A 24,417-nucleotide genomic window follows, 5' to 3' on the forward strand; every position below is an offset into this window, starting at 1 on the left:
CGCAGCGCCCCAAGCCAAGCTCAGCTCTTCTTACGCGCGGCACGTTTGCGCAACCAGATCAACACCCCCGTCACGCTGAGCATCGCTACGCCCACGCCCGTCACGGTAATCAGCAGCTTGTAGGCCAGGCCGCCCATGCTAGCCATATGCAGGTTGCTGATCCAGGTGATCAAGGTGTCCGCGCCAGCAGTCCCAGTTGGAAACCAGGTGGCGACCAGGGCGCCGCTGTCGCCGTCCATAAACAAACGGGTGCTGCCGCCTTCTTCCTTGATGTCCAGGCTGCTGCGCACGTCGTAGCGGTACAGACCTAGTCGGGGGTCATAGGCGAAGGAGCTTTCTGCCAGCACTTGAAACTGCTGTTGCTGGGCCAGTTGCTGCATGAGGCTGTGGGCCTGCGCGTGCGCGGCCTGCCAGCCCAGTGCGGGTAGCCACAGCGGCGTTTTGCGCCGGGGCAGTTCGGCGGTGCTGATTTGCTGTGAGCAGAAGGCCCGCAGGATCGGGTCATGCCACTGCGGGAGGTTGAGCGCAAAGCTGCTCCAGGCCAGCACGAAGAGCAGCGGCCACAGCCACAGGCCGCCCGCGCGGTGCAGGTCGAAGGTGGCACGCCAGCGGCTTTGCATGTCCAGCTTCCAGGCGCGTGCCCAGCGTCCCAGCCAAGGGCGTTTTGCATTCTTGGCGCTGGTGGGCAAGGTCAAGCAAAAGCCGATGACGCTATCGACCATCCAGAGCAGCGACACCAGGCCCAGCACCCAGGTGCCCACCGCACCGAGGGCCAGCGAATAGTGCAGCCGGTACAGAAAAGGCATCAGGTTGCGCCAGGTCTGCGTGATATCGCCCCAGCGCCGTTCGCCCAGGATCTGGCCGCTGCTGGGGTCGACGAAGACCTCGTCGTTCTCCAACGGCCCTTTACCCGGCCGCGGGCGCAGCAAGAACACCAGCGCATGGCCGGGCTCCTGTGCCAGCGGCACGCGCAGGGCCAGGGCATGGGGGTGCTGTGCCTGCACCATGTCACGCAGCGCCATGGGATCGATGGGCCGGGCGCTGGGGTCTGGGGTCGTGGTCCGCAGCCAGTGCGGGTTGATCGCCGCATCCAGCTCTTTGTTCCACACCAGCAGGCTGCCGGTCAGCCCGGCCATGACCAGGAAGGCCGCCAGGCTCAGGCCGGCAATCCGGTGGGCCACTACCAGCCAACCCCGCAGCGAGGCTTTGCGCTGTGGCATCACCAGCGGTAGGTCAGGTTGGCGCTGGCCTGGCGCTCGTCACCGTAGTGGCAAATGGCGAACTCGCATTGGGTGAACTTCTTGTCCATCAGGTTGCTCACGTTGACGCTGAGATCCCAATGCGCGTCAAAGCGGTAGCCCAGCAGCGCATCAACCACGGTGTAGGCGGGCATGCCGGTGGCAATGCCTGATGCGCGGGTGCTGCCCTTGTAGCGTGCGCCTGCAGCCATGCGCAGCTGTGGCAAGCCCCAGGATACAAAGTTGTAGTCGGCCCAAAGAGCGGCCTGGTGGTAGGGCGTGTCTTCGCTGCGCTGGCCGATCTCGCTGGCGATGGTGCTGCGCGTGATCTTGGCATCGGTATAGGCATAGGAGGCGATCAGGCTGAGCGCCCGAGATACCTCGGTCTTGGCTTCAACCTCAAAGCCGCGTGAGCGGACCTGTCCCGTCTGGCGGTAGCTGTTCTCACCGGCATCGAACTTCAGCACGTTGTCTTGCACCAGCTCGTAGATGGCGGCGCTCAGCAGGGTACGGCTGCCCTCGGGCTGGTAGCGCAGGCCTGCTTCGTACTGCTTGCCCGTGGTGGGCCGGAAGCTCATGCCCGAGACTTCAGACACTGACACCGGGAAGAAGGATTCGCTGTAGCTCAGGTACGGTGCCAGCCCGTTGGGCGCCTTGTAGACGACTCCCATCCGCCAGGTGTTGGCGCCATCTTTTTGCTTGGCATTGCTGCCGTCGCGGTGCGCGGTCTGGTCCTGCTGTGCCCAGTCCCGGCGCAGGCCGGCCAGCACGGTCCAGCGGTCGTTCAGGCTGATCTGGTCTTGCAGGTAGACGCCGGCTTGCGTAGTCTTGCGGCGCGAGCCACGGTCAAGCGCCGGATCGCGGTTCACGTTGACGGGCTGGCCATAGTCGTAGCTGCTGAGGTTGATGGACGAGGTATTGGCGCGGAAGTTCTCCGAGTCATAGTCCATGCGGTAGAGGTCCAGGCCGACCAGCAGCTTGTGGTCGGCACCCAGCAGCGGGCGGTTGAACTCCATGCGGGTGTCCGAGACCAGGCCCTTGGCATGCTCGCGCCGGTCGCTGTACTGGCGGCGCAGCACGCCGGTGGAGGCAGCCTCGGCAATGGCCGCCGCGCTGGTCTGGGCCTGCAGGTAGTTCCAGGTCACCTTGGATTCAAAGAAGCGCAGGCTGTGGTGCAGGCGGGTGTCTGTGTTCAGCGCATGGCTCAGCTCATAGCCCAAGGTAAACATCTCGCCCTTCATCTTGTCGTAGTCGGGCTCGCCAATGAAGTCGCCCCGGCCAATGAAATGGGGGCCCTGGCCCACGCCTTCCACCAGTTGGTAGGGCAAGGGGGCTGAGAAGCGCGTATTGGTCTTTTGGTAGAAGGACAGCAAGGTGAGCGTGGTGTCCGCACTGGGCCGCCAGGTGAGGGCGGGCGCAATGTAGAGCTTGTCGTCCGGGATGTAGCGGTTGGCGGTGCCGCTGTCGCGTCCCAGCATGGTCAGCCGGTAGTCCAGCGTGTCACTGCCGGCCACGGGGCCGCTGAAATCCGCCGTCAGCTGGCGGCGGTTGTGGTTGCCCAGCTGCAAGCCCAGCTCCCGGATGGGCTCGGACGTGGGGCGCTTGCTGACGGCATTGACCACGCCACCGGGCGACAACTGCCCGTAAAGCACCGATGCTGCTCCGCGCAACACCTCCACCCGTTCCAGGCCATAGGGCTCCTGGATGCCGTCGTAGGAGTTGCTTTGCAAACGCAGGCCATCGCGCATCGAGCCGCTGTTGGCGGACTCCACATCCATGCCACGGATGCGGAAACGGTCGGCCGTGCGGCTGAAGCTGGTGGGCTGGGTGGTTACGCCCGGGGTGTAGTTCAGTGCCTGCGACAAGGTCTCGGCCTGGCGGCTGCGCAGTTCGTCATTCGTGATGACCGACACCGACTGCGGCGTATCGATGATGGCCGTGTCCGTCTTGCTGCCTGCCGTGGCGCGCCGCGCCACATAACCAGCCACGGGGCCGTTTGCACGTTCCGTGTCCATCGCAGCGGTCACGGTCACTGCCGGCAGGGTGTGCGCGTCCTGCGCCACCGGCGGCTGCGGGCGGACGGAGATGGTGCCTGGCCCGCTGCGCACGGACACCAGGCCACTGCCCGCCAGTGCGCGATCAATGGCCTGCTGCAGACTGAGGCCGCTGGGCACGGCGGGTGCGGTTTTGCCCTGCAGCAGCGCGGCATCGGCCCCAATGGCGATGCCCGTTTGCCGAGAGATGGCGTTGAGCGTCAGCGCCAGGGACTGCGCCGGCACGGCGGTCTGCAGGCGTTGCTCGCTACTCTGCGCCTGGGCCCAGGCGGCGGGCGCCATGCCAAACACGGTCAAGCTTACGGCAGCCGTCAGTGCGGCGAAGGCCAACGGGGATAGAGCAAAGGAACGCGCGCTGCGCGCTGCCAGAGAGGGTCGGGTCATGAGAGGGTGCTTCCAGTGGAGGGTTTCCAGCAGAAGACCAACGAAGGGCTTCAACCCTGACAAAATTTCCAAAAAATATTTGTAACTGCACCAAAGGGCGCTGCGCAAGGGCGCAGTCAGCGCAGCTCCACGCTCACATCACCCGCGCCATTGCGCAGCACGCGCACCGGCAGCATGTCCGGCAGGCCCGTCAAAAAGGCCTGGGGCTGGCGCAAAGGGAAGCTCCCCGACAGCCGCAATTGCCGCAGCTGCGGATGGCTGCCCAGCCGCAGCGGGCGCGCCAGGTAGTCGTTCCATTGGTCCAGCACCTGATCCAGCGGCGTGTTGTGGAACACCAGCCAGCCGCTGCGCCAGGCGCCTACGCTGTCGGCAGGCACCTGCAGGCGCGGTCCCAGGCCGCGCTGGTCGGCCGCAATCGCGTCACCGGCCGTCAGCGTGACCGGCGGCGCGGCCTGCATGTCCACGGCTGCACCGGGGAGCTCGGCAGGCCATACCGCAACCCGGCCTTCTGCCACTGCCACCCGCATTTGCTGCTCTCGTACGCTGACGCTGAAAACCGTTCCCAAAACGCGCACGCCACCCCAATCGGTGGTGACGCTGAAGGGGCGGTCGGCATCCGGGGCCACGCGGAAGCGCATTTCACCGCGCAGCAGCTGCACCTCGCGGCGATCGCGGTAGATGGCGATGCGCGTCTGCGTGTTCGGCGCAAGGCTGAGTTCCGAGCCATCGGGCAGGCTGAGGTCGCGCTGCTGCGCATGGGCGGTCTGCAACTCTTGTTCAAAAACGGGCTGCTGCCAGGCCCAGCGGCCACCACCCCAGAGCACGGCCGTCAATCCGCCCAGGCCCAACAGCCCCAAAGCATTGCGCCGCGCGCGCCGTGGGTCTTGACGCGAAGGAGGCGGCACATTGGCTTGCAGATGGCTGCCATCGGTGCTGGCCCAGAGGCGCTCGGCAGTCTCCAGTGCAGCCTGGCACTCGGGTGAGCCGGTACGCCAGTGCGCCGCCAGCTCCTGCTCGGCCGCCAGCGCTGCTTCGCTGTTGCCCTTGTGGATGCGGCCCACCAGCAGCAAGGCTGCTTCCACCAGTTTGCGAGGGGGTTCAGAAGATGCCATGGTCTTGCAGTGCTTGCGTGTTCAGGCGCGAGAGGGCGCATACGCTGCGCAATCCAGGATGCCGCGCATGACATGCCTTTCAATATTGGTTTCGGTCATGCCCAGGTGCTCGCCGGCTTCCCGGTAGCTGTAGCCGTAGATGCGTACGAGGATGAACACATCGCGGCGTTTGCGCGGCATGGCTTCAAGCCGCTGCAAAAACAGGTTCAGCTGCTCACGGGCCATGGCCGTGCTTTCTGCCGAGGGCGCGCTGGTCGGTGCGACCAGGCTCAGTGCATCCAGCACGCGCTGCTCGGCCAGCCTGCGCGTTGCACCGCTGGCTGCCAGGTTGCGCGCCGTCTTGTAGAGCAGGGCGCGCGCATCCAGCACCGTTCCACCAGAACGCTGCATCGCATAGATACGGGTGTAGGCGCTTTGCACCAAGTCGGCGGCGACATCACCGTCACCTGCGCTGCGTGTGAAATACCGCAGCAGTTCTCTGTAGTAGCGCTCGGGCACGGATACACCTCAGCCGGAAGACAAGAAGAGAACTCCTGGCTTGGCTGAGACCGCCGGGGCGGATCTGTTGCTGGGGAGGAGAGAGCCGCGATTGTAACGGCTTTGTAAACGCTTGCTATTTAGCCCTGCGCGCTTGGGTGGAATGCCGGGCTTGCCCTGCGTTGGCTGGCAAAACGCTGGATTCTGAGGATCCAAGCCTTCAGGGTTCGCGCAGCATCTGGGCGTATTTTCTGTAGCCCCATACCGCTGCAACCACCACGCCAATGCCCATGCCCCAACCTACAGGTACACCCAAGCCAAAGATCAGCAGAAGCATCAAGCCAAGACAGACCAGTGCAATCCACAGCAAGGTGAAAAAATCAAAATGCGCGACCGCCATGGCGTCATCAGCGATGTCGCGCTCGGCATGGCCTCGCTTTTGGCGCTGGCGCCTGAACAACCATACATCGGCGAAGAACTCCGCAACGCCGGCGAGAAGATCGGTGACAAGGCTCATGGTGGAAGAGATTCTGGGGATGGTGCCATCCGCAGATGGCTGGCCAACGGCTGCTGATCACGATCGCGAATGTAGCCGATCAACAAGAAGGCTGATTGATTCGAGGCGGGACGTTGCAAGCAGATGCGCCAAGGTTTTTTTCCCGGTTCGCATGGTGCTTGCCCATTTTCTCGCTGCGCGCCTCGCCAATTACCACCATCGCTCAACGGCTGCAACCGGTAGATGTTCTAGGCGGCCATCGCCACAATCGCTCTAACATGGTCTGGCGGCGGACAAACGCCACGCAGATTTCGTTGCAGATATTGACATCAGCTGCCAAGGTTGCCAGCGCAGATGTCCGGCAATAAAGCCCGAATCGACTCATTCCAGAGTCGGTTCGGGCTTTTTTTTGTCCGCTTTCGCATTCCCGTTTTTCGGACCAGGCCTTTGGTTCGCTGGCGGAGCTTTGCCTACGCTGCTCTGAAACCCCTGCGCGGCGGCTGCCAGCCGGACAGGTCGCACTTTTTTCTACTTAACTTGGAGCACAGCCATGAGACACGGAGATATTTCGAGCAGCAATGATTGCGTAGGGGTAGCAGTGGTCAACTACAAGATGCCACGCCTGCACACCAAGGCCGAGGTTCTGGACAACTGTCGCAAGATCGCAGACATGGTGGTGGGCATGAAGCGGGGACTGCCAGGCATGGACCTGGTGGTGTTCCCCGAATACTCCACGCACGGCATCATGTACGACTCCAAGGAGATGTACGACACCGCCTCTGCCATTCCCGGTGAAGAGACGGCCATCTTTGCCGATGCCTGCCGCAAGGCCAATGTCTGGGGGATTTTCTCGCTCACTGGCGAGCGCCATGAAGAGCATCCCAACAAAGCGCCCTACAACACCCTGATCCTCATGAACAACCAGGGCGAGATCGTGCAGAAGTACCGCAAGATCATGCCCTGGGTGCCTATCGAAGGCTGGTATCCCGGCGACTGCACCTACGTCAGCGAAGGCCCCAAGGGGATGAAGATCAGCCTGATCATCTGCGACGACGGCAACTACCCGGAGATCTGGCGCGACTGTGCGATGCGTGGCGCCGAGCTGATTGTCCGCTGCCAGGGCTATATGTATCCGGCCAAAGAGCAGCAAATCTTGGTGTCCAAGGCCATGGCGTTCATGAACAACACCTACGTGGCCGTGGCCAATGCGGCGGGCTTTGACGGTGTCTACTCCTATTTCGGTCACTCGGCCATCATCGGTTTTGACGGCCGCACCTTGGGCGAGACCGGCGAAGAGGAAATGGGCATCCAGTACGCGGAGCTGTCCAAATCGCTGATCCGCGATGCACGCAAGAACGGCCAGTCGCAGAACCACCTCTTCAAATTGGTGCACCGCGGCTACACCGGCACGATCAATTCGGGCGATGGCGACAAGGGCGTTGCTGCCTGCCCCTTCAGCTTCTACAGCCAGTGGATCAACGATCCCGAAGGGACGCGGGAGATGGTCGAATCCTTCACGCGCACAACGGTGGGCACGCCTGAATGCCCCATAGAAGGGATTCCGCACGAAGCGCCCCAGCACCGCTAAAGCTGCAACCCCAGTGGGCATGGCGGCTCGGTAACGAGCAGCCATGCATTTAGATAAAAAACAAGGAGACAAACATGCTGGGTATTGCACTTTTTTTCATTGGCGCCGTGCTGATCGTCAACGGTGTGGGCCTGAGCGGCCGCATCGACGCGCGGGACTCTGCGCCTTTCAATCTGCTCGTGGGTTTGCTGGCTTTGTTCCTCAATGCCATAGGCATGCTTCGTGCAGATACGGACGCTGGTTATTTCGCTGCCGCAGGCGGCCTGCTTTTTGCTTTCACCTACCTGTATTTGGCGGTGGTGCAGTGGTGGGCGCTCAAGGGCGTGGGCCTGGGCTGGTACTGCCTGTTTGTAGCGCTCAGTGCGCTGGCCTTTGCCGCCACCGCAGCGGATATCCGCGTCATCGCCATGTGGCTGGTCTGGTCGAGCCTGTGGTTTTTCTTCTTTCTTGCGCTGGGGCTCGGCAAGCAGCTGCGCTTTCTGGCGGCCTACACGGTGCTGGTGGGCGTTGTGACCTGCTGGATTCCAGGCTTGATGTTGTTGATGGGGAAATGGTGAACATGATGAATGCAAAAGACCCTCTGCATGCCGTTCGCGGCGATGACCCGCTGGCCGAGTACCGCATGGCCAAAGAGCCTTTTTACCGGGCCGCCCGCAATGAGATCGCGCTTTACGAGCAAGCCTACCGGCACCGTATGCCGCTGATTCTGAAAGGCCCCACGGGCTGCGGAAAGACGCGCTTTGTCGAGCGCATGGCCTGGGCGCTGCAGCGCCCGCTCATTACCCTGGCTTGCAATGAAGACATGACCGCCTCGGACCTGGTCGGCCGCTACCTGCTCGATGCCGATGGCACGGCCTGGCATGACGGGCCGCTCACCATGGCCGTGCGCTACGGTGCCATCTGCTACCTCGATGAGGTCGTGGAAGCCAGGCAGGACACGACGGTCGTCATCCATCCGCTGACCGACGCGCGCCGCGTGCTTCCACTCGACAAGAAAGGGGAAGTGGTGCATGCACATCCGGATTTTCAACTGGTGGTCTCCTACAACCCCGGCTACCAGAGCAGCGCCAAGGACATGAAGCCCTCGACGCGGCAGCGATTTGCGGCTTTGGAGTTTGACTACCCCGACGCCGCCACCGAGTCCGACATCGTCGCGCACGAAGCGGGGGTCGAGCCTGCGCTGGCCGAGCGTCTGGTAGCGCTGGCCCACAGCACACGCGCGCTCAAACACCATGGGCTGGATGAAGGTGCCTCCACCCGCATGCTCATCTACGCGGGCTTGCTGATACGCGATGGCGTATCGCCCGCCGACAGCTGCGACATGACGATCACCCAGGCCTTGACGGATGACCCCGACACCACCGAGGCGCTGAAGAAACTCGTGCAAGCCAAATTTGGTAGCTAGGAAGCACATAACCATGGCACCATCATCCGCGCCTCTGCGCAGCGAGCACTCCACCACCACCTGGATCGACGACGACACACCGGCTTTTGAGCGCCTGGCCAGGCTGGCATCCTGTCTGGCGTTGACGCGGGTGCAAGTCCATCCCTTGCTGGCTGCCAGCCAGCGTCAGGAGGCGGGCGGACTGCTGGGCGGCGCAGCGGCTCAACCCGCCTCCGCGCAGCGTGCCATTGTGCTGGCTGCAGACGAGGGAACTTCTTCAAGCGCCATGCGCTTGATGCTGCCGCCGCTGCACGATCTGCCCGAGGCCGAGCGTGCCCGCCGGCACACCGCCATGGTTGCGCATGCTGCAGCGCATCTGCTGCATTCGCCAGCGCGCCAGCCTAGCCAGGCCTTGAAGCCCGTGGGCATAGTGCTGGTCTCGGCCATAGAGGACGCCCGCGTCGAGCGCCTTTTGCTGCGCGACTACCCCGGCATACGCCCTTGGTTCCAGGCGCAGATCGCGCCTGAACCCGAGGCTGAGAACCTGGGTTTCGTCGCGTTCATGGCGCGGCTTGACCGGATCTTGCTGCTGGCGGGCAGCCACAGCGCTAACCACTGGGTCAACAAGGCGCAGCAGCTTTTTGAAGACACGGTGCAAAGGCATGGGCTTGAAGACTATGCGGCATTCCGTGCCATTTCCTCCATCCTCGCCAATGACCTTGGCCAGATGCGGGTGCGGATGGATCCACAGCACTACGCCGGGCCCACGCTCTACCGGGATGACAACAGCTACCTCTGGGAACACCCTGAGTCGGAAGACAACCAGGACGAGGCCTGGCATCTGCCCCAGACTGCCGCGCAACGGCAAGCGGCGGACACAAGAAATGCGCAAGAGCCTCCCGAGCCGGCGCAAACGCCTCTGGCGGCCGAGGAATTTGAGCTCGCCCGCTTTCATTACCCGGAATGGGACTGCAAGAGCGAGCACATGAAGCCCGATTGGTGCCAGGTGATCGAAAAACTCCCCGCCTGGCAGGGGCTGAGCGAGATCAGCAGTTTGCGCCTCTGCAGCACCACCCGAGTCGACAGTCTGGCTTTGCCCCATCCCCGCGTGCTCGACCGGCGCCATCGGCTTCGCCGCCAGTGGGAGGGCGATGCGCTGGACCTCAATGCGGCCATCGAGGTGCAGGTGGACATGCGTATGCGGCTACGTCCCGACCCACGTCTTTTCATGCGCAGCGGCAAAGGCCCACGCCCAGGCAGCATGTTGGTGCTGCTGGATATCTCCGAATCGGTCAACGACATCGGCCCGCAGGGCCAGAGCCTGCTGGCTTTGGAGAAGCAGGCCGCGTTGTTGCTGGCCGAGGCGTGCTTGCGCAGCGCGCAACGCCTGGCCATCCATGCGTTCTCGTCCAACACCCGTGCCGAAGTCAACTACTACCGCCTGCTGGATTTTGGCCAGGTGCATAGCAGCGCCACGGCAGCCATGATCCAGGCGGTGCGCGGGCGCTATTCCACGCGGATGGGCGCGGCCCTGCGCCATGCCTGCAGCCTGCTGCGCAACGAACCCGATGGGCAGCGCAGCTTGCTAGTGGTCACCGACGGCGCTCCGCACGATATCGATGTGCACGACAAGCGATACCTGATCGAAGATGCGCGGCATGCCGTTCAGGAGGCCAAGCGTGCAGGTGTGCGCGTTTGCTGTCTGGCCGTCGATGCGCAGGCCGATGCCTATGTGCGCCACATCTTTGGCTGGCGGGGTTACGACATCGCGGATGAATCCGTGCAACTGGTGCCGCGCTTGACCAGGATGGGTGCGCGGCTGGCCGCTGGGCGTTAGATGCGCAGGGCGTGATTCAGTCTTGCGCCGATGCGGCATGCCAGCGACCTCAGTTGCGCTAAGCTGGCTGCCAGGCTTGCAGCCATTTCACCGTGCCCGCTCCATGGCCCAAAGCATGGCAGGGGGACAGACCAGGAGACAGGTTTTGGCAAACAACGATCCTTTGCGCGTCGGCATTCTCTTTTCGGAAACTGGCACCACGTCCATCATTGGCCAATCGCAGCTGCAAGGCAGCTTGCTGGCCATCGACGAAATCAACAACGCCGGTGGTGTGCTCGGGCGTGAGCTGGTGGCCGTGCGCTATGACCCTGCTTCCAATCCTGCCGAGTACGCGCGTTTGGCCGGGCAGTTGATCATGCACGACCGCGTCAACACCATCTTTGGCTGCTATATGTCCAGCAGCCGCAAGGCCGTGCTGCCCGTGGTCGAGAAATGGAACAAGCTTTTGTTCTATCCCACGCTCTACGAAGGCTTCGAGTTCTCGGCGAACATCATCTACACCGGCGCTGCCCCCAACCAGAACAGCGTGCAGTTGGCCGATTTCATGACCAGCAGCTTTGGTGCGCGTGTCTATCTCATCGGCTCGGACTACATCTACCCCTATGAATCCAACCGCATACTGCGCGAGTTGGTGCTGCAGCACCCCGAGGGCGAAATCCTCGGCGAGCGCTACCTGCCCCTGGCGGCCACCGAGCAGGACTACCAGATCGTCATGGAGGATGTACGCCAGAAGCGCCCTGACTTCATCTTCTCCACGGTGGTCGGAGACTCGACCGCCAAGCTCTACCGCGCCTATGCGGATGCGGGCTTCGACACGAAAGAAATGCCGATTTGCAGCCTCACCACGTCGGAGGCCGAGATCGGGCAAATGGGCTTTGACATCGCCGCAGGCCACATCACCTCAGCGCCTTATTTCCAGTCGATCCAATCAGCCGCCAACCAGCGCTGCCTGGCCCACCTCAAACGGCTGTTCGGCGACGACTGCCGCCCCAATCTGTGCTGGGAAGCCTCTTATTTTCAGATGCATATGTTTGCCAATGCCTTTCGCCGTTCGGGCAGCGACACCATCAGCGAGTTGCTGCCTTATCTGCTGGGCAGCGAGTTTGATGCCCCGCAGGGGCGTGTGCGCATCGATCCAGGCAACCACCACACCTGGGTCTACCCCCGCATTGGGCGGGCCAATGCGCAAGGAGCGTTCACCATACTGCGCGAGGCCAAACGCGCCGTGTCGCCTGATCCTTATCTGGTCACCCATTCCTTGGGCGACTGGACGGCGAAGATCGAGGTCTGAGCGTGAACCAGCAGCAGCCCCGCGCCACCTCGCAGCACCTCAAAGAGCTGCGCCAACTCAAAATCATCCTGATGCACCCCGAGGATGCCGATGGCTTGCTGCTGGCCCAGCAGCTCCAGCGTATCGGCTGCCAGGTGCGCAGCGTCTGGCCACCGGTGCAGCAATTGCCGGACGACGCGGATATCGTCCTGTTGGCGGTACGCCCAGATTTTTTACACCTGCTCCTGCCATGGGCGAGCGGCGAACAGGCGCCTGCGCTGGTCGCGGTGGTGAACTATGAAAACCCCACCATTGTGTCTGCTGTGCTGGAGCTCAAGGTCCAGGCCGTCCTGCCTTCCCCCATACGCTCTTTTGGCCTGCTCTCGACCTTGGTTGTCGCTCGCCAGATCCACAAAGAATGCCGGCAGATGCAGCAACATGTCCACAAACTGCAAAACAAGCTGCTGGGCCAACGCCGTGTGACCGACGCCAAAGCCATCCTCATCGCCACCCACCAGGTCAGTGAAGACCGCGCCTACGAAATGCTGCGTGAGCAGGCCATGAAAAAGCGCGTATCCGTCGAAGACATCGCCCAGGCCATCATCGGTGCGAGCGAGTTGTTGGGGATGAAGGGCAAGCCCGATTAACGACAGGCGCGGAGAACCACCGGGCTGCTGCAGAGATGGCTTTGGAGCGCATGGCATCAAGGCGAGGTTGAGAGCCCGCAGCCGCAAGTCCGCTCTGGAACTACGCCTCTCCCATCACGGCCATCGCAGGTTACTGTGTTGAGGCATAGACACAGCCGTTCTTCAACTGCCCCGACGGAGTGATGCGCTCATTTTTCATCACCCCCTCCAACAGCATCCCCGCGCTGGCGCAGGTCGCGCGGCTGCCAGCGTTGTCTTCGTCGGTGCGCGCAAACACCCGTCGCGCTTTCAATTGTGTGAATGCCAAGTGCAGGACGGCCGTGACCGTTTCTTTCGCAAATCCGTTTTTGTGCACGCCACTGCGCATCCAAAAACCAATCTCCATGCTGGGAATATCCCAGCGGATCGTGTGCAGGCCCACGCTGCCGATTAGTCGTTGCTCGTGGTCCCAGACCAGAAAGGCCAGGCCAGTGCCGTTTTCGCGATCGCGCATGCTGGCCAGGCAAAAGTCTTCGGAGGCGGATGCCGATGGCTCATACAGTGCCCAGGGGAGCGAAGTGGGCCAGGCGCGCAGGCTGTCCAGGCTTTCTACGACGGCAGCGTAAACGGCCTCGCCATCGCCGGGGCCGGCAAGGCGCAAGCTCAGGCGGGGTGTTTGGATGGGGTTGTCGACAATCTCAGGAAACATATGCGCTCGCTATGAATTGCTCAAAGTTTGGCCAGGCGGTTGCGATGGTCCGCGCGCGTAGCCTAGCTCACTGATCTGGCACATTGCCGGCACTTCCCACCTGCTGCCCCTGCACCAGCGCCCACAAAGCCTCCGCCGCCGGCGCCATTTCCGACCGTTGGCGGTACAGGCGGATCTCCACCGGTACGTTCCAGCTGTCGTCGCCAGCGGGCACCAGGCTGCCGCTGCGCAGCTCTTCGGTGATGAGGCTGTGGGGCAGCCAGGCGACGCCTCGGCCTTCCAGGGCCATAGTTTTGAGTAAGGCAGCGTGGTGGGCGGTAAACACGACGGCGACGCCATGCTCCATGCCGGGCTGGGCGGCGTGCACGGCGTCGGTGCCATCGGCAAACATGCCGCGCATGCGCGATCGCATGATGCGGCCCAGGCCGGAGGCTTCGCTGTAGGCGAGGACGGGGACGGGGCTGTGCTGGCCGATGCGGTGCAGCGGCTGGCCGGGGGCATCGGGGGCAGCGGCGCTGACCGGGCGCAGCAGGTCATCGGACAGGCGCAGGACGGGGTACTGGCCTTCGTCCAGGCGCCCGGGCACGGCGGCGTGGCCGTGGCACAGCACAAACTGCACGCGCCGCTGCAGCATCAGGTCTTCGCAGGCAAGTGAGCTGTCGCTCATCGTCTGGATCGGGCCCATGCGCAGCTGCGCTTCCATGCCGACCAGCCAGCGCGGAAAGAAGGTGAGCGACAGCACATGGGTGGCGGCAAAGCGCAGGCTGGCGGCCGCTGTGTCGTGCGCGGCGCGGGCCTTGATGCGGGCGGCCTCCAGGTTGGCCAGCACGTTTTGCAGCAGCGGCAGAAAGCGCTGGCCGGCGGGGGTGAGCGCGGCAGGGTGGGCGCTGCGGTCAAACAGCTCCACGCCGACCCAGTCTTCCAGCGAACGGATATGGCGGCTGAAGGCCGGCTGGGCGATGGCGCGGGCCTCGGCTGCGCGCGAGAAGTTGCCAGTATCGGCCAGTGCCATGAAGTCTTCGAGCCACTCCAGATCGAGCGGGCGGTTGCCGGGTCCCATGGGTTTCCTTGGAGCCTGCCTGGCTCATAGATACATGTATGCGTTTCGGGTATTGGACAGCAGGGACCCGCTAGGAAATGATGAACACCGTTGACCACCAGCACCCCTAACGGAGACAAAAACATGCCTGCCATCGCGAATTATCGTGGAATTATTCCTGCCATCTCTTGCCCTTTCACCCCCGACCACCGCATTGATGAGCCCGCACTGCGCAAGCTTGCATCCTGGCTAGCCGGCCACGACGGCGTGGTGGCAATCATGACCAATGGCCACACCGGCGAGGTGTTCTCGCTGACCCCGGCCGAGCGCGCTGAGGTGACGCGCATTGTGGCTGACGAGCTCAAGGGCCGCATGCCGGTGATCTCGTCCATCGTCTGCGAAGGCCTGGCCGATGCGGCAGAACATGCCCGCGCTGCGGTGGAAGCTGGCGCCGTGGCGCTGGATGTGATGCCCCCGCACCACTGGCTGCGCTTTGGCTTCACCTCCGGCCACGCGCTGCAGTATTTCGAAGCCATCCACAAAGCTGCCCCGAATGCCGACCTGGTCTGCCATGTGTACCCAGCCTGGACGCGTGCCTCCTACTCGTCGCAGCTGCTGGCCGACCTGGCCAAGCTGCCGTACCTGCAGGCCTTCAAGGTGGGCCAGCGCGACATGAACAAATATGCCCGCGACATCCAGGCGATCCGCGAGGCCGATGCCTCCAAGGCCATCCTGACCTGCCATGACGAGTACCTGCTCGCCTCGATGGTGCAGGGCGTGGACGGCGCGCTGGTGGGTTTTGCGACCTTTATTCCGCAGCTGATCATCGACCTGTGGAATGCGGTCAAGGCCGGTGACCTAAAGAAAGCGATGGAGGTGCAGGCCATCATCACCCCGCTCAAGGATGCCGTGTATGGCGGTGGCGAACCTACCGGCGAGGCCCATGCCCGCATGAAGGGCGGCATGTACCTGGCCGGCGTGATTGACGACGCCACCGTGCGTCCACCGACCGAAGCGCCGAATGCCAAGGAAGTGGAGGCACTGCGCGCCGCAGTCAAGCAAGCGGGGCTGCTCAAGCGCTAAGCCGCCGTTGAAGTGAGGCGGGGGACGCCAGATCCTTTGCCCCCAGGGGTCCCGAAGAACGTGTTGACGATCTCCTCGCGCCTCGACAGTGCCCTTGCGGAATGATGTGATGCGTGCACCTCAAGACGGGGTGTCCGCAAAGTCACTGTCCCTACGGGTTGACGTGAAATCGGGCGATTTCTTCGCGTTGGCTCTTGCTTGCACCTCGGTGCAAGCTGCGAACCACCGCTTCGAACTCATCCCGATTGCACGCCAACGCGGCTGCGTAGAGATCGTCAACACGTTCTAGAAAAAAATCGACAGGAGACAAGACACCATGCAACGCCAACCATTCATCCGTACTGCGCTACGCACCGCCATTGGCGCTGCCGCCCTGGCCCTGGCTGCCAGCGGCTTTGCGCAAACCTACCCGGCCAAGCCGGTGCGCGTGGTCATTCCCTTCCCGCCGGGCGGCACGCTCGATACGGTGGGCCGCATGCTGGGGCAGAAGCTGGCCGACCAGCTGGGCCAGCCCTTTGTGATCGAGAACAAGCCCGGCGCCAGCGGCGTGATCGGCGGTGAGACGGTGGCCCGCGCCCCGGCTGACGGCTACACCTTGCTGTTCAGCGCCTCCACGCATGTCACAGCGCCGCTGACCCTCAAGTCCGTGCCCTACAACGTGACGCAGGACTTTGCGCCGATCGCGCTGGTGGCGAAGGCCCCGCTGTCGGTGGCCATCAACAAGAACCTGCCGGTGACCGATATCAAGTCGCTCATCGCCTACGGCAAGGCCAACCCCGGCAAGATGACCTTTGCCGTGGGCTCGCTGGGCTCGGCCGGGCATTTGTCGACCGAGCTGCTCAAACGCGCGGGCGGGCTGGATTACCTGATCGTTCCCTACAAAGGCACGGCGCCCGCGTTCCAGGATTTGATCGGCGGGCAGATCGACGGCTTTATCGACCCCATCCTTGGCTCGCTCCAGTACCACAAGGGCGGCATGCTGCGCGTGGTGGCCGTCACCTCGGCCCAGCGCGTGCCCAGCCTCCCGGATGTGCCCACCGTCGCCGAAACCATTCCCGGCTATGAGTTCTACAGCTGGTATGGCCTGTGGGCGCCGGCCAAGACGCCGCCCGCACTGGTGCAGCGCCTGAACGCCGAGGTCAACAAGGCCCTGGCCGAGATGGGCCCCAAGCTCAAGGAGCAAGGCCTGCTGTCCACCCCCGGCAGCGTGGAGGACTTTGCCAAGTTCCAGCGCAGCGAGATCGAGCGGGCACAAAAGATCGTGAGCGAGGGGAACATCCGTGCCGAATGACGCCAGCCATGTCGTCGTGACCGGTGCCAGCAGTGGCATTGGCCGCGCCATTGCCCAGGGGCTGCTGGCGGCGGGCTGGCGCGTCACGGGGCTGGACCTGGCGCCGGCCGCCATCGTGCATGGCAGCTATGCGCATGTGCCGGTCGATCTGACGGACGGCGCCGCCATTGCACGCAGCGCTGCAGACCTGCCCGCCGTCGATGCACTGGTGCATGCTGCGGGCGTGTTGCGAGTGGGCGCGCTGGGCCAGCTTGACCATGACGGCGGCGCGCTGATGTGGCGCCTGCATGTGGATGCCGCCACGCGCCTGGCCGATGCCATCGTGCCAGCCATGGCGCAGCGCGGCCAGGGCCGGGTCGTGTTTATTGGTAGCCGGGTGGCGCAGGGCATGGCCGGGCGCGGCCAGTATGCGGCCACCAAGGCGGCCTTGATCGCGCTGGCGCGCAGCTGGGCGGCCGAGGTGGCTGCGCAGGGCGTGACCGTGAATGTGGTCTCGCCCGCAGCCACCGCAACGGGCATGTTGAACGACCCGGCCCGCGCCGGCAGTGCGCCGCGCCTGCCACCCATCGGCCGCCTGATCGAGCCGGCCGAGATCGCCGCCCTGGTGGGCTTTCTTTTGTCTCCGGCGGCGGCAGCCATTACCGGGCAGGACATCGCCATCTGTGGTGGCTCGTCTCTGGCCCGCTGATATTTCATCCCCCCATTTTCACAACCGATGACCACCATGAAGATCGTCAACATCCTCGAATCCACCCGTCCCATCAAGTCGGACATCCGCAACGCCTACATCGACTTCTCCAAGATGACCTTGAGCCTGGTCGCCGTGGTCACCGATGTGATCCGCGATGGCAAGCCTGTCATCGGCTACGGCTTCAACTCCAACGGCCGCTACGGCCAGGGCGCGCTGATGCGCGACCGCTTTATCCCCCGCGTGCTGGAGGCCGAGCCCGGCAGCCTGTTGGACGAGACCGGTGAGAACCTGGACCCGCACAAGGTCTGGGCGCGCATGATGATCAATGAAAAGCCCGGCGGCCATGGCGAGCGCTCGGTGGCTGTCGGCACCATCGACATGGCTGTGTGGGATGCCACGGCCAAGATCACCGGCAAGCCCTTGTTCCAGCTGCTGGCCGAGCGCTATGGCAACGGCACGCCCAACCCGCGCGTGTTTGTCTATGCCGCCGGCGGCTACTACTACCCCGGCAAGGGCCTGGATGGTTTGAAGAAGGAGATGGAAAGCTACCTGGCGCGCGGCTACTCGGTGGTCAAGATGAAGATCGGCGGCGCTACTCTTGCCGAGGACTGCGAGCGCATTGAATCGGTGCTGAAGATCCTGGGCCCGGGCCAGCAACTGGCGGTGGATGCCAATGGTCGCTTTGACCTGCAGACCGCCATCGACTACGGCAAGGCGCTGTCGCAGTACCCGCTGTTCTGGTACGAAGAGGCCGGTGACCCGCTGGACTTTGAACTGCAGGCCAAGCTGGGCGAGGTCTACAAGGGCCCCATGGCCACCGGGGAGAACCTGTTCTCCATGCAGGATGCCCGCAACCTGATCCGCCACGGCGGCATGCACAAGGACCGCGACTGGCTGCAGTTTGACTGCGCGCTGAGCTATGGCCTGGTGGAATACCTGCGCACCCTGGACATGCTCAAGGAATACGGCTGGTCGCCCAGCCGCTGCATTCCCCACGGCGGGCACCAGATGTCGCTGGCCATTGCCGCAGGCCTGGGCCTGGGTGGCAACGAGAGCTACCCGGACCTGTTCCAGCCCTATGGCGGCTTCCCCGATGGCGTGAAGGTGGACAACGGCTATGTCACCCTGCCAGCGTTGCCGGGCATCGGCTTTGAAGGCAAGTCCGATCTGATCGCGGAGATGCGGGCCCTGGCGTCTTGATCGTGTCCGGCCACAAGCGCTTGGGAACAGGGCGCTTGCGGCCATTATTTTGAGAATCGGCAAGTGGTCGCGCCAGGCGACGCTTGCCACGGCCTTCCCCAGCGGCGCCTTCTATGCGCCTTTGCGCCTCTGCTTGTCTAAAGCCGAGGCGTTTTCTTTTTGGGCCATGCCTGCTGGGGCATGCACAACTGTCGCCTGGAGCAGGGCGCCTTTGGCAGTTTCTTAGGCCTTTGATGCCGGCCAGCACCGCCCGTGCATCGGCCTCCCAAGCCCCGTCCACCAGGGGCAAAAACACACAGCGCCCAGCGACCAAGGGTTAGCACTGAAAGCCATTCAGGCTTTTGTTTGTACTATTTACCTGTCGGCAGGTATGTAGTCCAACACCAAGATCTGGACGGCCGGCCAAAGACACGGTTCATCGCAAAAAAAGAGCTGATCAAGGAGACAACGTGAAATCTTTTCGCCCGCATGCATTGCTTTTGTCGTTACTCGCGGCCATGGCCGCACCGTCCGCTTCCTGGGCCCAGGTCAGTGATGACGTGGTCCGCATTGGTGTGATGGGGGACCAGACGGGGCCTTATTCGGGCAACGGCGGTCCCGGCCATGCGCTGGCCGTCAAGATGGCGGTCGAGGACTTTGGTGGCAAGGTGCTGGGCAAGCCCATCGAGGTGGTGGTAGCGGATGACCAGAACAAGCCCGATATCGGCCTGAGCATCACCCGCCGCTGGCTGGATGTGGAGAAGTTCGACACGATCGTCGGCAACTCGGCCTCGTCGATCGCGCTGACGGTGGCCCAGCTGATGAAGGAGCGCAGCAAGCCCTACCTGATCGCAGGCACCACGACGGCCGACCTGACCAACAAGGCTTGCTCGCCGATGAATTTCAACTTTGTCGCCGACTCCTACGCCATGCCCAAGGCAGGGGTGAAGGCGCTGATGAAGCAGGGCGTCAAGAGCTTCTACTTCATCGCGGTGGACTATGCCTTTGGCCAGGCCTACCTGGACGAGGCCACCCGCTTTATCAAAGAGGGCGGCGGCAAGGTGACCGGGGTCACGCGCCATCCGCTGGGCACGGCCGATTTCTCGTCTTACCTGCTGCAGGCACAGGCCAGCGGTGCCGAGGCGATTGTCATCATCAACGCCGGGTTGGACCTGTCCAACGCCCTCAAGCAAGCGGCCGAGTACCGCATTGCGCGGGGCGGCCAGAAGGTCGCCGTGTTTGGCATGACGATCAACAGCGTCACCGCCATGGGCCTGGATGTGGCCCAGGGCCTGCAGCTGGCGCTGCCCTTTTACTGGGACCAGAACGACGAGACCCGGGCCTGGTCCAAGCGCTTCATGGCACGCTACAACAATGGCGCGCCCACTTATTTGATGGCCGGTGCCTACAGCGCCACCATGCACTACCTGCAGGCGGTGCAGGCCGCTGGCACCGACGAGGGCAAGGCCGTGGCGGCCAAGATCCGCGAGCTGCCAGTCAACGATTTCTTCTCCAAGCAGATCAAGGTGCGGGCCGATGGCCAGGTGTTGCGTCCGCTCTATGCAGTGCAGGTCAAGACGCCGGCAGAGTCCAAGGCCAAGTTCGACTACTACAAGATCATCGGCACCATCGCGCCTGAAGAGGCCTGGCGCCCCGCCTCCGAAAGCGCCTGCGACCTGCTCAAGGGGCAGTGATGGGCCGCACACTCGTCACCGGTGCCGCACGCGGCATTGGCCGCGCCATTGCGCTGCGCCTGGCCCAAGACGCCCATGACCAGGGCGCTAGGGCGCAGCTGACCCTGCTGGACCAGCATGCCGCCGAGCTGGATGCGCTGGCCGCCGAGCTGCAAGCGCTGGGCGCCCAGGTCCAGGTGCTGGCGGGTGATCTGTCGGGGCTGGACTTTGCCGCCCAGGCGGTGGCCGCTGCCGTGCAGCACTGGGGCGGGCTCGATGGCCTGGTCAGCAATGCTGGCGCGGCCTTTCCCGGTGCCTTGAGCGATTACCCAGTCGCCGACTGGGACCGAACCTTTGCGCTCAACGCACGGGCGCCGCTGTTGCTGGCCCAGGCGGCCCTGGCGCCGCTGCGTGCCAGTGGCGGCAGCATCGTGGTCATCACCTCGGTGTCGGCCAGCCATGCCACACCACCGCTGGGCGCCTACAGCGCCAGCAAGGCGGCTGCGCTGATGCTGGTGCGCCAGCTGGCGACCGAGTGGGGGCCGCTGGGTGTGCGCATCAATGCGCTCTCGCCCGGTTTGATCGCCACGCCCGGTACCGCGCTGGCCTATGCCGATCCGGCCGCCAAGGCCCACCGTGAGCAGCGCGTGCCGCTGCGCCGCATTGGTGAGCCGGGTGATATAGCCGGTGCCGTCAGCTTTTTGCTGAGCGATGCGGCTGCCTACATCAACGGCGCCGAGCTGGTGGTCGATGGCGGGCTGGCCCACACCCTGATGGCCTCGCTGCCCCAACAGGCCTGGCAGGACCAGGCGGCGCAGCGCTGCTTGCCCCAGGCCGCTGCCGCAGGCTAGGCCGCAACGGGCCAGCCCCTAGCAACAACGTATTTTGTGATGGAGACCTGCCGTGTCTATCTCTCAAAAATTCAAGCGGGCCGCCAGCTGGGGCGTGCTCATCGGTGCCTGGGCCGGGGCCGTGGTGCAGGCGGCGGAGTTCCCTGACAAGCAGGTCACCATCGTCGTGCCGTATGCGGCCGGCGGCTTTACCGACCAGGTGGCCCGCGCCATTGCGCCGGTGCTGGCCGAGAAATGGGGCAAGCCGGTGGTGATCGACAACCGCCCCGGCGGCGGCACCACCATTGGCACGGCCCTGGTCGCCCGGGCCCCGGCCGATGGTCATACCCTGCTGCTGAGCAGCCTGGGCTATTTGACCAACCCGCTGATGATGCCGCGCCTGCCCTATGACCCACAGGACCTCAAGCCGCTGATGATGGTGTCCGAGTCGCCCAGCGTGCTCTATGTCGGCAAGCAAGTGCCCGCCAACAACCTGGCTGAGTTCGCCAGCTATATGCGCGCCAACGATGGCAAGGTGGCCTTCGCCTCGTCGGGCGTGGGCTCCAGCCCGCATATCTGTGCCGAGATGCTGGCCTCGGCCGTCGGCGCACACATCATCCACGCGCCGTACCGGGGCAATGCCCCGGCCTTGAATGCCTTGATGGCTGGCGAGGTAGCGGCCTTGCTGGATGCCCCCAGCTCGGTGAGCTATGTGCAGGCCGGGCGCATGAAGGTGCTGGGCGTTGCCAGCGACAAACCCGTGCGCAGCGCATTGCCGCTGACACCGTTTTCCCAGTCGTCCGCGCCCGAGCTCAAGCCCTACAGCTGCAGCAGCTTCTTTGGCTTCTTCATGCCCGCCAAGGTGCCCGCCGCACTGCAGCAGCGCATCTACCGCGATCTGCGTGCGGTGGTGGAAGTGCCCAGCGTGGCCGAGGGCGTCACCCGCCCCGGCGGCGAGCTGCACCTGCTCGGCCCCGAAGACTTCACGGCCTACCTGGATGCCCAGCGCCCGCGCTGGGCCGCCGTGATCCGAGAAAAACACATTACCCAGGAATGAGGGCAGGGGGCGCCCAGCCCCTGCCCGCCCCTTGTCGTTTGATTTGACCTTGAACCCGGAAACATGACAGCAACCACCGATCCCTATGCCGACTTTCGACAAACCCTGCGCGACTTTGCGCAGCAGCACTGCCCGCCCGCGCTGAAAGCCAAGGTCCGCGCCAACGAGAAGCTGGGCCGCGCCGAGATGAGCGAGTGGGCCAAGATCCTGCAGCGCAAGGGCTGGAGCGCCCCCAACTGGCCGATCGAATGGGGCGGCACCGGCTGGGACATGCAGCAGCGCTACCTGTTTGAAGAAGTGATGGCGCAGGAAGACTGCCCGCCGCTCTACCACCATGGCATCGGCCACATCGGCCCGGTGATCATGCACTTTGGCACGCCCGCGCAAAAGGAACGCTACCTGCCGCGCATTGTGGACGGCAGCGAGTGGTGGTGCCAGGGCTACTCCGAGCCCGGCGCCGGCTCCGACCTGGCCTCGCTGCGCACGGCAGCGGTGCGCGATGGCGATGACTATGTCATCAACGGCCAGAAGATCTGGACCTCCCATGCGCAGGAGGCGGACATGATGTACACCTTGGTGCGCACCTCCAAAGAGGGCAAGAAGCAGGCCGGCATCTCCCTGCTGCTGGTGCCGATGGACGCGCCCGGCATCGAGGTGCGCCCCATCCCGACGATTGACCACTGGCACCATGTCAACGAGGTGTTCTTGCGCGATGTGCGCGTGCCCGTTGCCAACCTGATTGGCGAAGAGGGCGGTGGCTGGGCCTGCGCCAAGTTCCTGCTCGACCGCGAGCGCCTGTCGCCCGCCACCGTGCCGCGCCTGGTGCGCCTGCTGGAGCAGATCGAGCAGCCGCTGCGCGAGCGCGGCCGTACACAACAAGGTGCCAGCCAGCACATGCTGCTGGAGCGCTTGTTCCTGGCGCAGGCAGCCGTGGCTGGCGCCAAGGAGATGCTGATCAGCGCCATTGATGAAGAGATGCAGGGCACCCTGGCCTCGTCCAAGTCTTCGGCGCTCAAGCTGTTCTGCTCCGACCTGGCCCAGCAGATCATCGGCATCGCCTTTGACATGAGCCCCGACTACGCGGCGCGCCTGATTCCGAGCCTGCCCGAGGACAGCACCGCCGATGTGGAGCTCAAGCGCGAGCTGATCCACACCTATCTCTTCTACCGCTCGCGCACCCTGGCCGGTGGTACCAGCGAAGTACAAAAAAACGTGATTGCACGCGATATCTTTGGAGCCTGACCCATGCCTTTTCAAGCCTCTCCCATGTTTCCGGGCGACCTGTATGACACGACGATGCGGGTGGCCGCTGATGCTGCGGCGGTGAATGCCACGCTGACCGAGGCCCAGGCCTCCGACCAGGCCAGTGACAGCTGGCAGCAGTTTCTGGAGCTCGGCTGGCAAGCCGTGCTGGTGCCCGAGGCCAGTGGCGGCGCGGGCTCGACCTTTGCCGATGTGGCCTCGATCGCAGAGGCCGCTGGCCGCTATGGCCTGACCACGCCGCTGGTTGCGCGCTGCGCCGTGGTGCCAGCGGTGCTGGGCGCCATCCCCGGCCGCGACGATGTGGCCCAGATGCTGGGCCTGCTGGCCGCCGGCGAAGTCTCGATCGCCCCCGTGTTTGCGCATGACGGCAGCTGCAGCCTGACGGCGATGGTCGATGCCGAAGGTGTGCAACTGCAGGGCAGCCTGCGCGGCATCGACCTGAGCGAGCCCGCCAGCCATCTGCTCTTTCTGGCCCGCAGCACTGCTGGCGAAGCCTTGCTGCTGCTGGCCAGCCGCGATCAATTAGGCGGCAACCTGCAAAGCTGGGCGGGCCATGACGGCCGGCTGACGGCCGACCTGGCGCTGAAGGCCACGCGCCTGCCCGCCAGCGCCGTGCTGCAACGCGGCCGGGCGGCAGTGGCTGCGGCCGAGCGCGCCGGTACCGTGGGCGCGCTGGTCTGCTGCGCGCAGATCGTCGGCGCCATTGGCGCGATGGTGGAGCAGACCATCGAGTACCTGAACACGCGCCAGCAGTTTGGCGTGCAGCTGTCCACCTTCCAGGCGCTGCGCCACCGCACGGTAGAGATGTATGTGGCCTATGAGAGCGTACGCGGCATGGTGCGCGAGCGCGTCGTGGCCTTTGACCTGGGGGATGGCGATGCGCATGCGGTGGCGCTGCTCAAGCACTACCTGTCGATCGCTGCCCGCCAGGTGGGCGAGTCGGCGATCCAGCTGCATGGCGGCATTGGCATGTCGCGCGAGCTGCCTGCCGCCCGCCTGGCCATGCATGCGATTGGTTGCAGCCTGCAGTGGGGCGACCGCTACGAGCAGCTCGACAGCCTGGCAGCCGACATGGCCGCCGAGATTGCGGCTGAAGTCGCTGCAGAATCGACACCCACCGCCGTCCGCGCCTGAGA

22 protein-coding genes are annotated in these 24,417 nt (G+C 64.2%); 15 read left to right on the top strand and 7 right to left on the bottom strand.

Annotation, left to right across the window (positions count from 1 at the left end; genetic code table 11):
- Positions 1 to 20 precede the first annotated feature (20 nt).
- The 5 genes from EDF71_RS10070 to EDF71_RS10090 all read right to left on the bottom strand — a co-directional run bounded on the left by EDF71_RS10070 (position 21) and on the right by EDF71_RS10090 (position 5,782).
- Entirely contained in the window at positions 21 to 1,220 is a 1,200-nt protein-coding gene (locus EDF71_RS10070) for a PepSY-associated TM helix domain-containing protein (protein WP_133856457.1), read from the bottom strand.
- The gene (locus EDF71_RS10075) at positions 1,220 to 3,676 is read right to left on the bottom strand and encodes a TonB-dependent siderophore receptor (protein WP_208301023.1); all 2,457 of its coding nucleotides are present in this window, start codon (positions 3,674 to 3,676) and stop codon (positions 1,220 to 1,222) included. The genes EDF71_RS10070 and EDF71_RS10075 overlap by 1 nt, the downstream gene beginning before the upstream one ends.
- Before the next feature lie 116 nt (positions 3,677 to 3,792).
- Positions 3,793 to 4,788, bottom strand: a complete 996-nt coding sequence (locus tag EDF71_RS10080; protein WP_133856458.1) for a FecR domain-containing protein — start codon at positions 4,786 to 4,788, stop codon at positions 3,793 to 3,795.
- A gap of 21 nt (positions 4,789 to 4,809) precedes the next feature.
- A complete protein-coding gene (locus EDF71_RS10085) occupies positions 4,810 to 5,286 on the bottom strand; it encodes a sigma-70 family RNA polymerase sigma factor (RefSeq protein ID WP_133856459.1) in 477 nt (158 codons plus the stop codon).
- Positions 5,287 to 5,485: 199 nt separating this feature from the next.
- Positions 5,486 to 5,782: a hypothetical protein gene (locus tag EDF71_RS10090; protein ID WP_133856460.1), complete on the bottom strand. Its 297-nt coding sequence runs from the start codon at positions 5,780 to 5,782 to the stop codon at positions 5,486 to 5,488.
- Positions 5,783 to 6,311: 529 nt separating this feature from the next.
- On the opposite strand from EDF71_RS10090, the gene EDF71_RS10095 reads away from it, so the two are divergent.
- The 6 genes from EDF71_RS10095 to EDF71_RS10120 all read left to right on the top strand — a co-directional run bounded on the left by EDF71_RS10095 (position 6,312) and on the right by EDF71_RS10120 (position 12,487).
- Positions 6,312 to 7,349 (top strand): aliphatic amidase, encoded by a 1,038-nt coding sequence (locus tag EDF71_RS10095; RefSeq protein WP_133856461.1) that lies wholly within the window; start codon positions 6,312 to 6,314, stop codon positions 7,347 to 7,349.
- A gap of 74 nt (positions 7,350 to 7,423) precedes the next feature.
- Positions 7,424 to 7,906 carry an AmiS/UreI family transporter gene (locus EDF71_RS10100; RefSeq protein ID WP_133856462.1) on the top strand — a complete coding sequence of 161 codons (483 nt, stop codon included), beginning with the start codon at positions 7,424 to 7,426 and terminating at the stop codon, positions 7,904 to 7,906.
- A gap of 5 nt (positions 7,907 to 7,911) precedes the next feature.
- Entirely contained in the window at positions 7,912 to 8,754 is an 843-nt protein-coding gene (locus tag EDF71_RS10105; RefSeq protein ID WP_279586286.1) for a CbbQ/NirQ/NorQ/GpvN family protein, read from the top strand.
- Positions 8,755 to 8,767: 13 nt separating this feature from the next.
- Positions 8,768 to 10,570: a VWA domain-containing protein gene (locus EDF71_RS10110; RefSeq protein WP_243854251.1), complete on the top strand. Its 1,803-nt coding sequence runs from the start codon at positions 8,768 to 8,770 to the stop codon at positions 10,568 to 10,570.
- 145 nt (positions 10,571 to 10,715) lie between these two features.
- Positions 10,716 to 11,861: a transporter substrate-binding domain-containing protein gene (locus EDF71_RS10115; RefSeq protein WP_243854252.1), complete on the top strand. Its 1,146-nt coding sequence runs from the start codon at positions 10,716 to 10,718 to the stop codon at positions 11,859 to 11,861.
- A gap of 2 nt (positions 11,862 to 11,863) precedes the next feature.
- Positions 11,864 to 12,487, top strand: a complete 624-nt coding sequence (locus EDF71_RS10120) for an ANTAR domain-containing protein (RefSeq protein WP_243854253.1) — start codon at positions 11,864 to 11,866, stop codon at positions 12,485 to 12,487.
- A 130-nt stretch (positions 12,488 to 12,617) separates the two neighbouring features.
- Here the strand turns inward: EDF71_RS10120 and EDF71_RS10125 are convergent, their stop codons facing one another.
- Entirely contained in the window at positions 12,618 to 13,127 is a 510-nt protein-coding gene (locus EDF71_RS10125; protein ID WP_166656506.1) for a GNAT family N-acetyltransferase, read from the bottom strand.
- A 115-nt stretch (positions 13,128 to 13,242) separates the two neighbouring features.
- Positions 13,243 to 14,235, bottom strand: coding sequence for a LysR family transcriptional regulator (locus tag EDF71_RS10130; RefSeq protein ID WP_133856465.1), 993 nt, complete (start codon positions 14,233 to 14,235; stop codon positions 13,243 to 13,245).
- Between the two features lie 123 nt (positions 14,236 to 14,358).
- On the opposite strand from EDF71_RS10130, the gene EDF71_RS10135 reads away from it, so the two are divergent.
- The 9 genes from EDF71_RS10135 to EDF71_RS10175 all read left to right on the top strand — a co-directional run bounded on the left by EDF71_RS10135 (position 14,359) and on the right by EDF71_RS10175 (position 24,415).
- The gene (locus EDF71_RS10135; protein WP_133856466.1) at positions 14,359 to 15,297 is read left to right on the top strand and encodes a dihydrodipicolinate synthase family protein; all 939 of its coding nucleotides are present in this window, start codon (positions 14,359 to 14,361) and stop codon (positions 15,295 to 15,297) included.
- Positions 15,298 to 15,613: 316 nt separating this feature from the next.
- Positions 15,614 to 16,588, top strand: a complete 975-nt coding sequence (locus EDF71_RS10140; RefSeq protein WP_133856467.1) for a tripartite tricarboxylate transporter substrate binding protein — start codon at positions 15,614 to 15,616, stop codon at positions 16,586 to 16,588.
- The gene (locus EDF71_RS10145; protein WP_133856468.1) at positions 16,578 to 17,276 is read left to right on the top strand and encodes an SDR family oxidoreductase; all 699 of its coding nucleotides are present in this window, start codon (positions 16,578 to 16,580) and stop codon (positions 17,274 to 17,276) included. The genes EDF71_RS10140 and EDF71_RS10145 overlap by 11 nt, the downstream gene beginning before the upstream one ends.
- A gap of 36 nt (positions 17,277 to 17,312) precedes the next feature.
- Positions 17,313 to 18,479, top strand: a complete 1,167-nt coding sequence (locus EDF71_RS10150; RefSeq protein WP_133856469.1) for a mandelate racemase/muconate lactonizing enzyme family protein — start codon at positions 17,313 to 17,315, stop codon at positions 18,477 to 18,479.
- 449 nt (positions 18,480 to 18,928) lie between these two features.
- Positions 18,929 to 20,152: an ABC transporter substrate-binding protein gene (locus tag EDF71_RS10155; protein WP_243854254.1), complete on the top strand. Its 1,224-nt coding sequence runs from the start codon at positions 18,929 to 18,931 to the stop codon at positions 20,150 to 20,152.
- Positions 20,152 to 20,982 carry an SDR family oxidoreductase gene (locus tag EDF71_RS10160; RefSeq protein WP_208301025.1) on the top strand — a complete coding sequence of 277 codons (831 nt, stop codon included), beginning with the start codon at positions 20,152 to 20,154 and terminating at the stop codon, positions 20,980 to 20,982. The genes EDF71_RS10155 and EDF71_RS10160 overlap by 1 nt, the downstream gene beginning before the upstream one ends.
- Before the next feature lie 52 nt (positions 20,983 to 21,034).
- Positions 21,035 to 22,018, top strand: coding sequence for a tripartite tricarboxylate transporter substrate-binding protein (locus tag EDF71_RS10165; RefSeq protein WP_133856471.1), 984 nt, complete (start codon positions 21,035 to 21,037; stop codon positions 22,016 to 22,018).
- A 63-nt stretch (positions 22,019 to 22,081) separates the two neighbouring features.
- Complete coding sequence (locus EDF71_RS10170; protein WP_133856472.1) at positions 22,082 to 23,260, top strand: acyl-CoA dehydrogenase family protein; 1,179 nt, start codon at positions 22,082 to 22,084, stop codon at positions 23,258 to 23,260.
- 3 nt (positions 23,261 to 23,263) lie between these two features.
- Entirely contained in the window at positions 23,264 to 24,415 is a 1,152-nt protein-coding gene (locus tag EDF71_RS10175) for an acyl-CoA dehydrogenase family protein (protein WP_133856473.1), read from the top strand.
- Positions 24,416 to 24,417: the final 2 nt, after the last annotated feature.

It is taken from the genome of Comamonas sp. JUb58, from assembly GCF_004364775.1.
In the GTDB taxonomy this organism is placed as follows: domain Bacteria; phylum Pseudomonadota; class Gammaproteobacteria; order Burkholderiales; family Burkholderiaceae_C; genus Comamonas.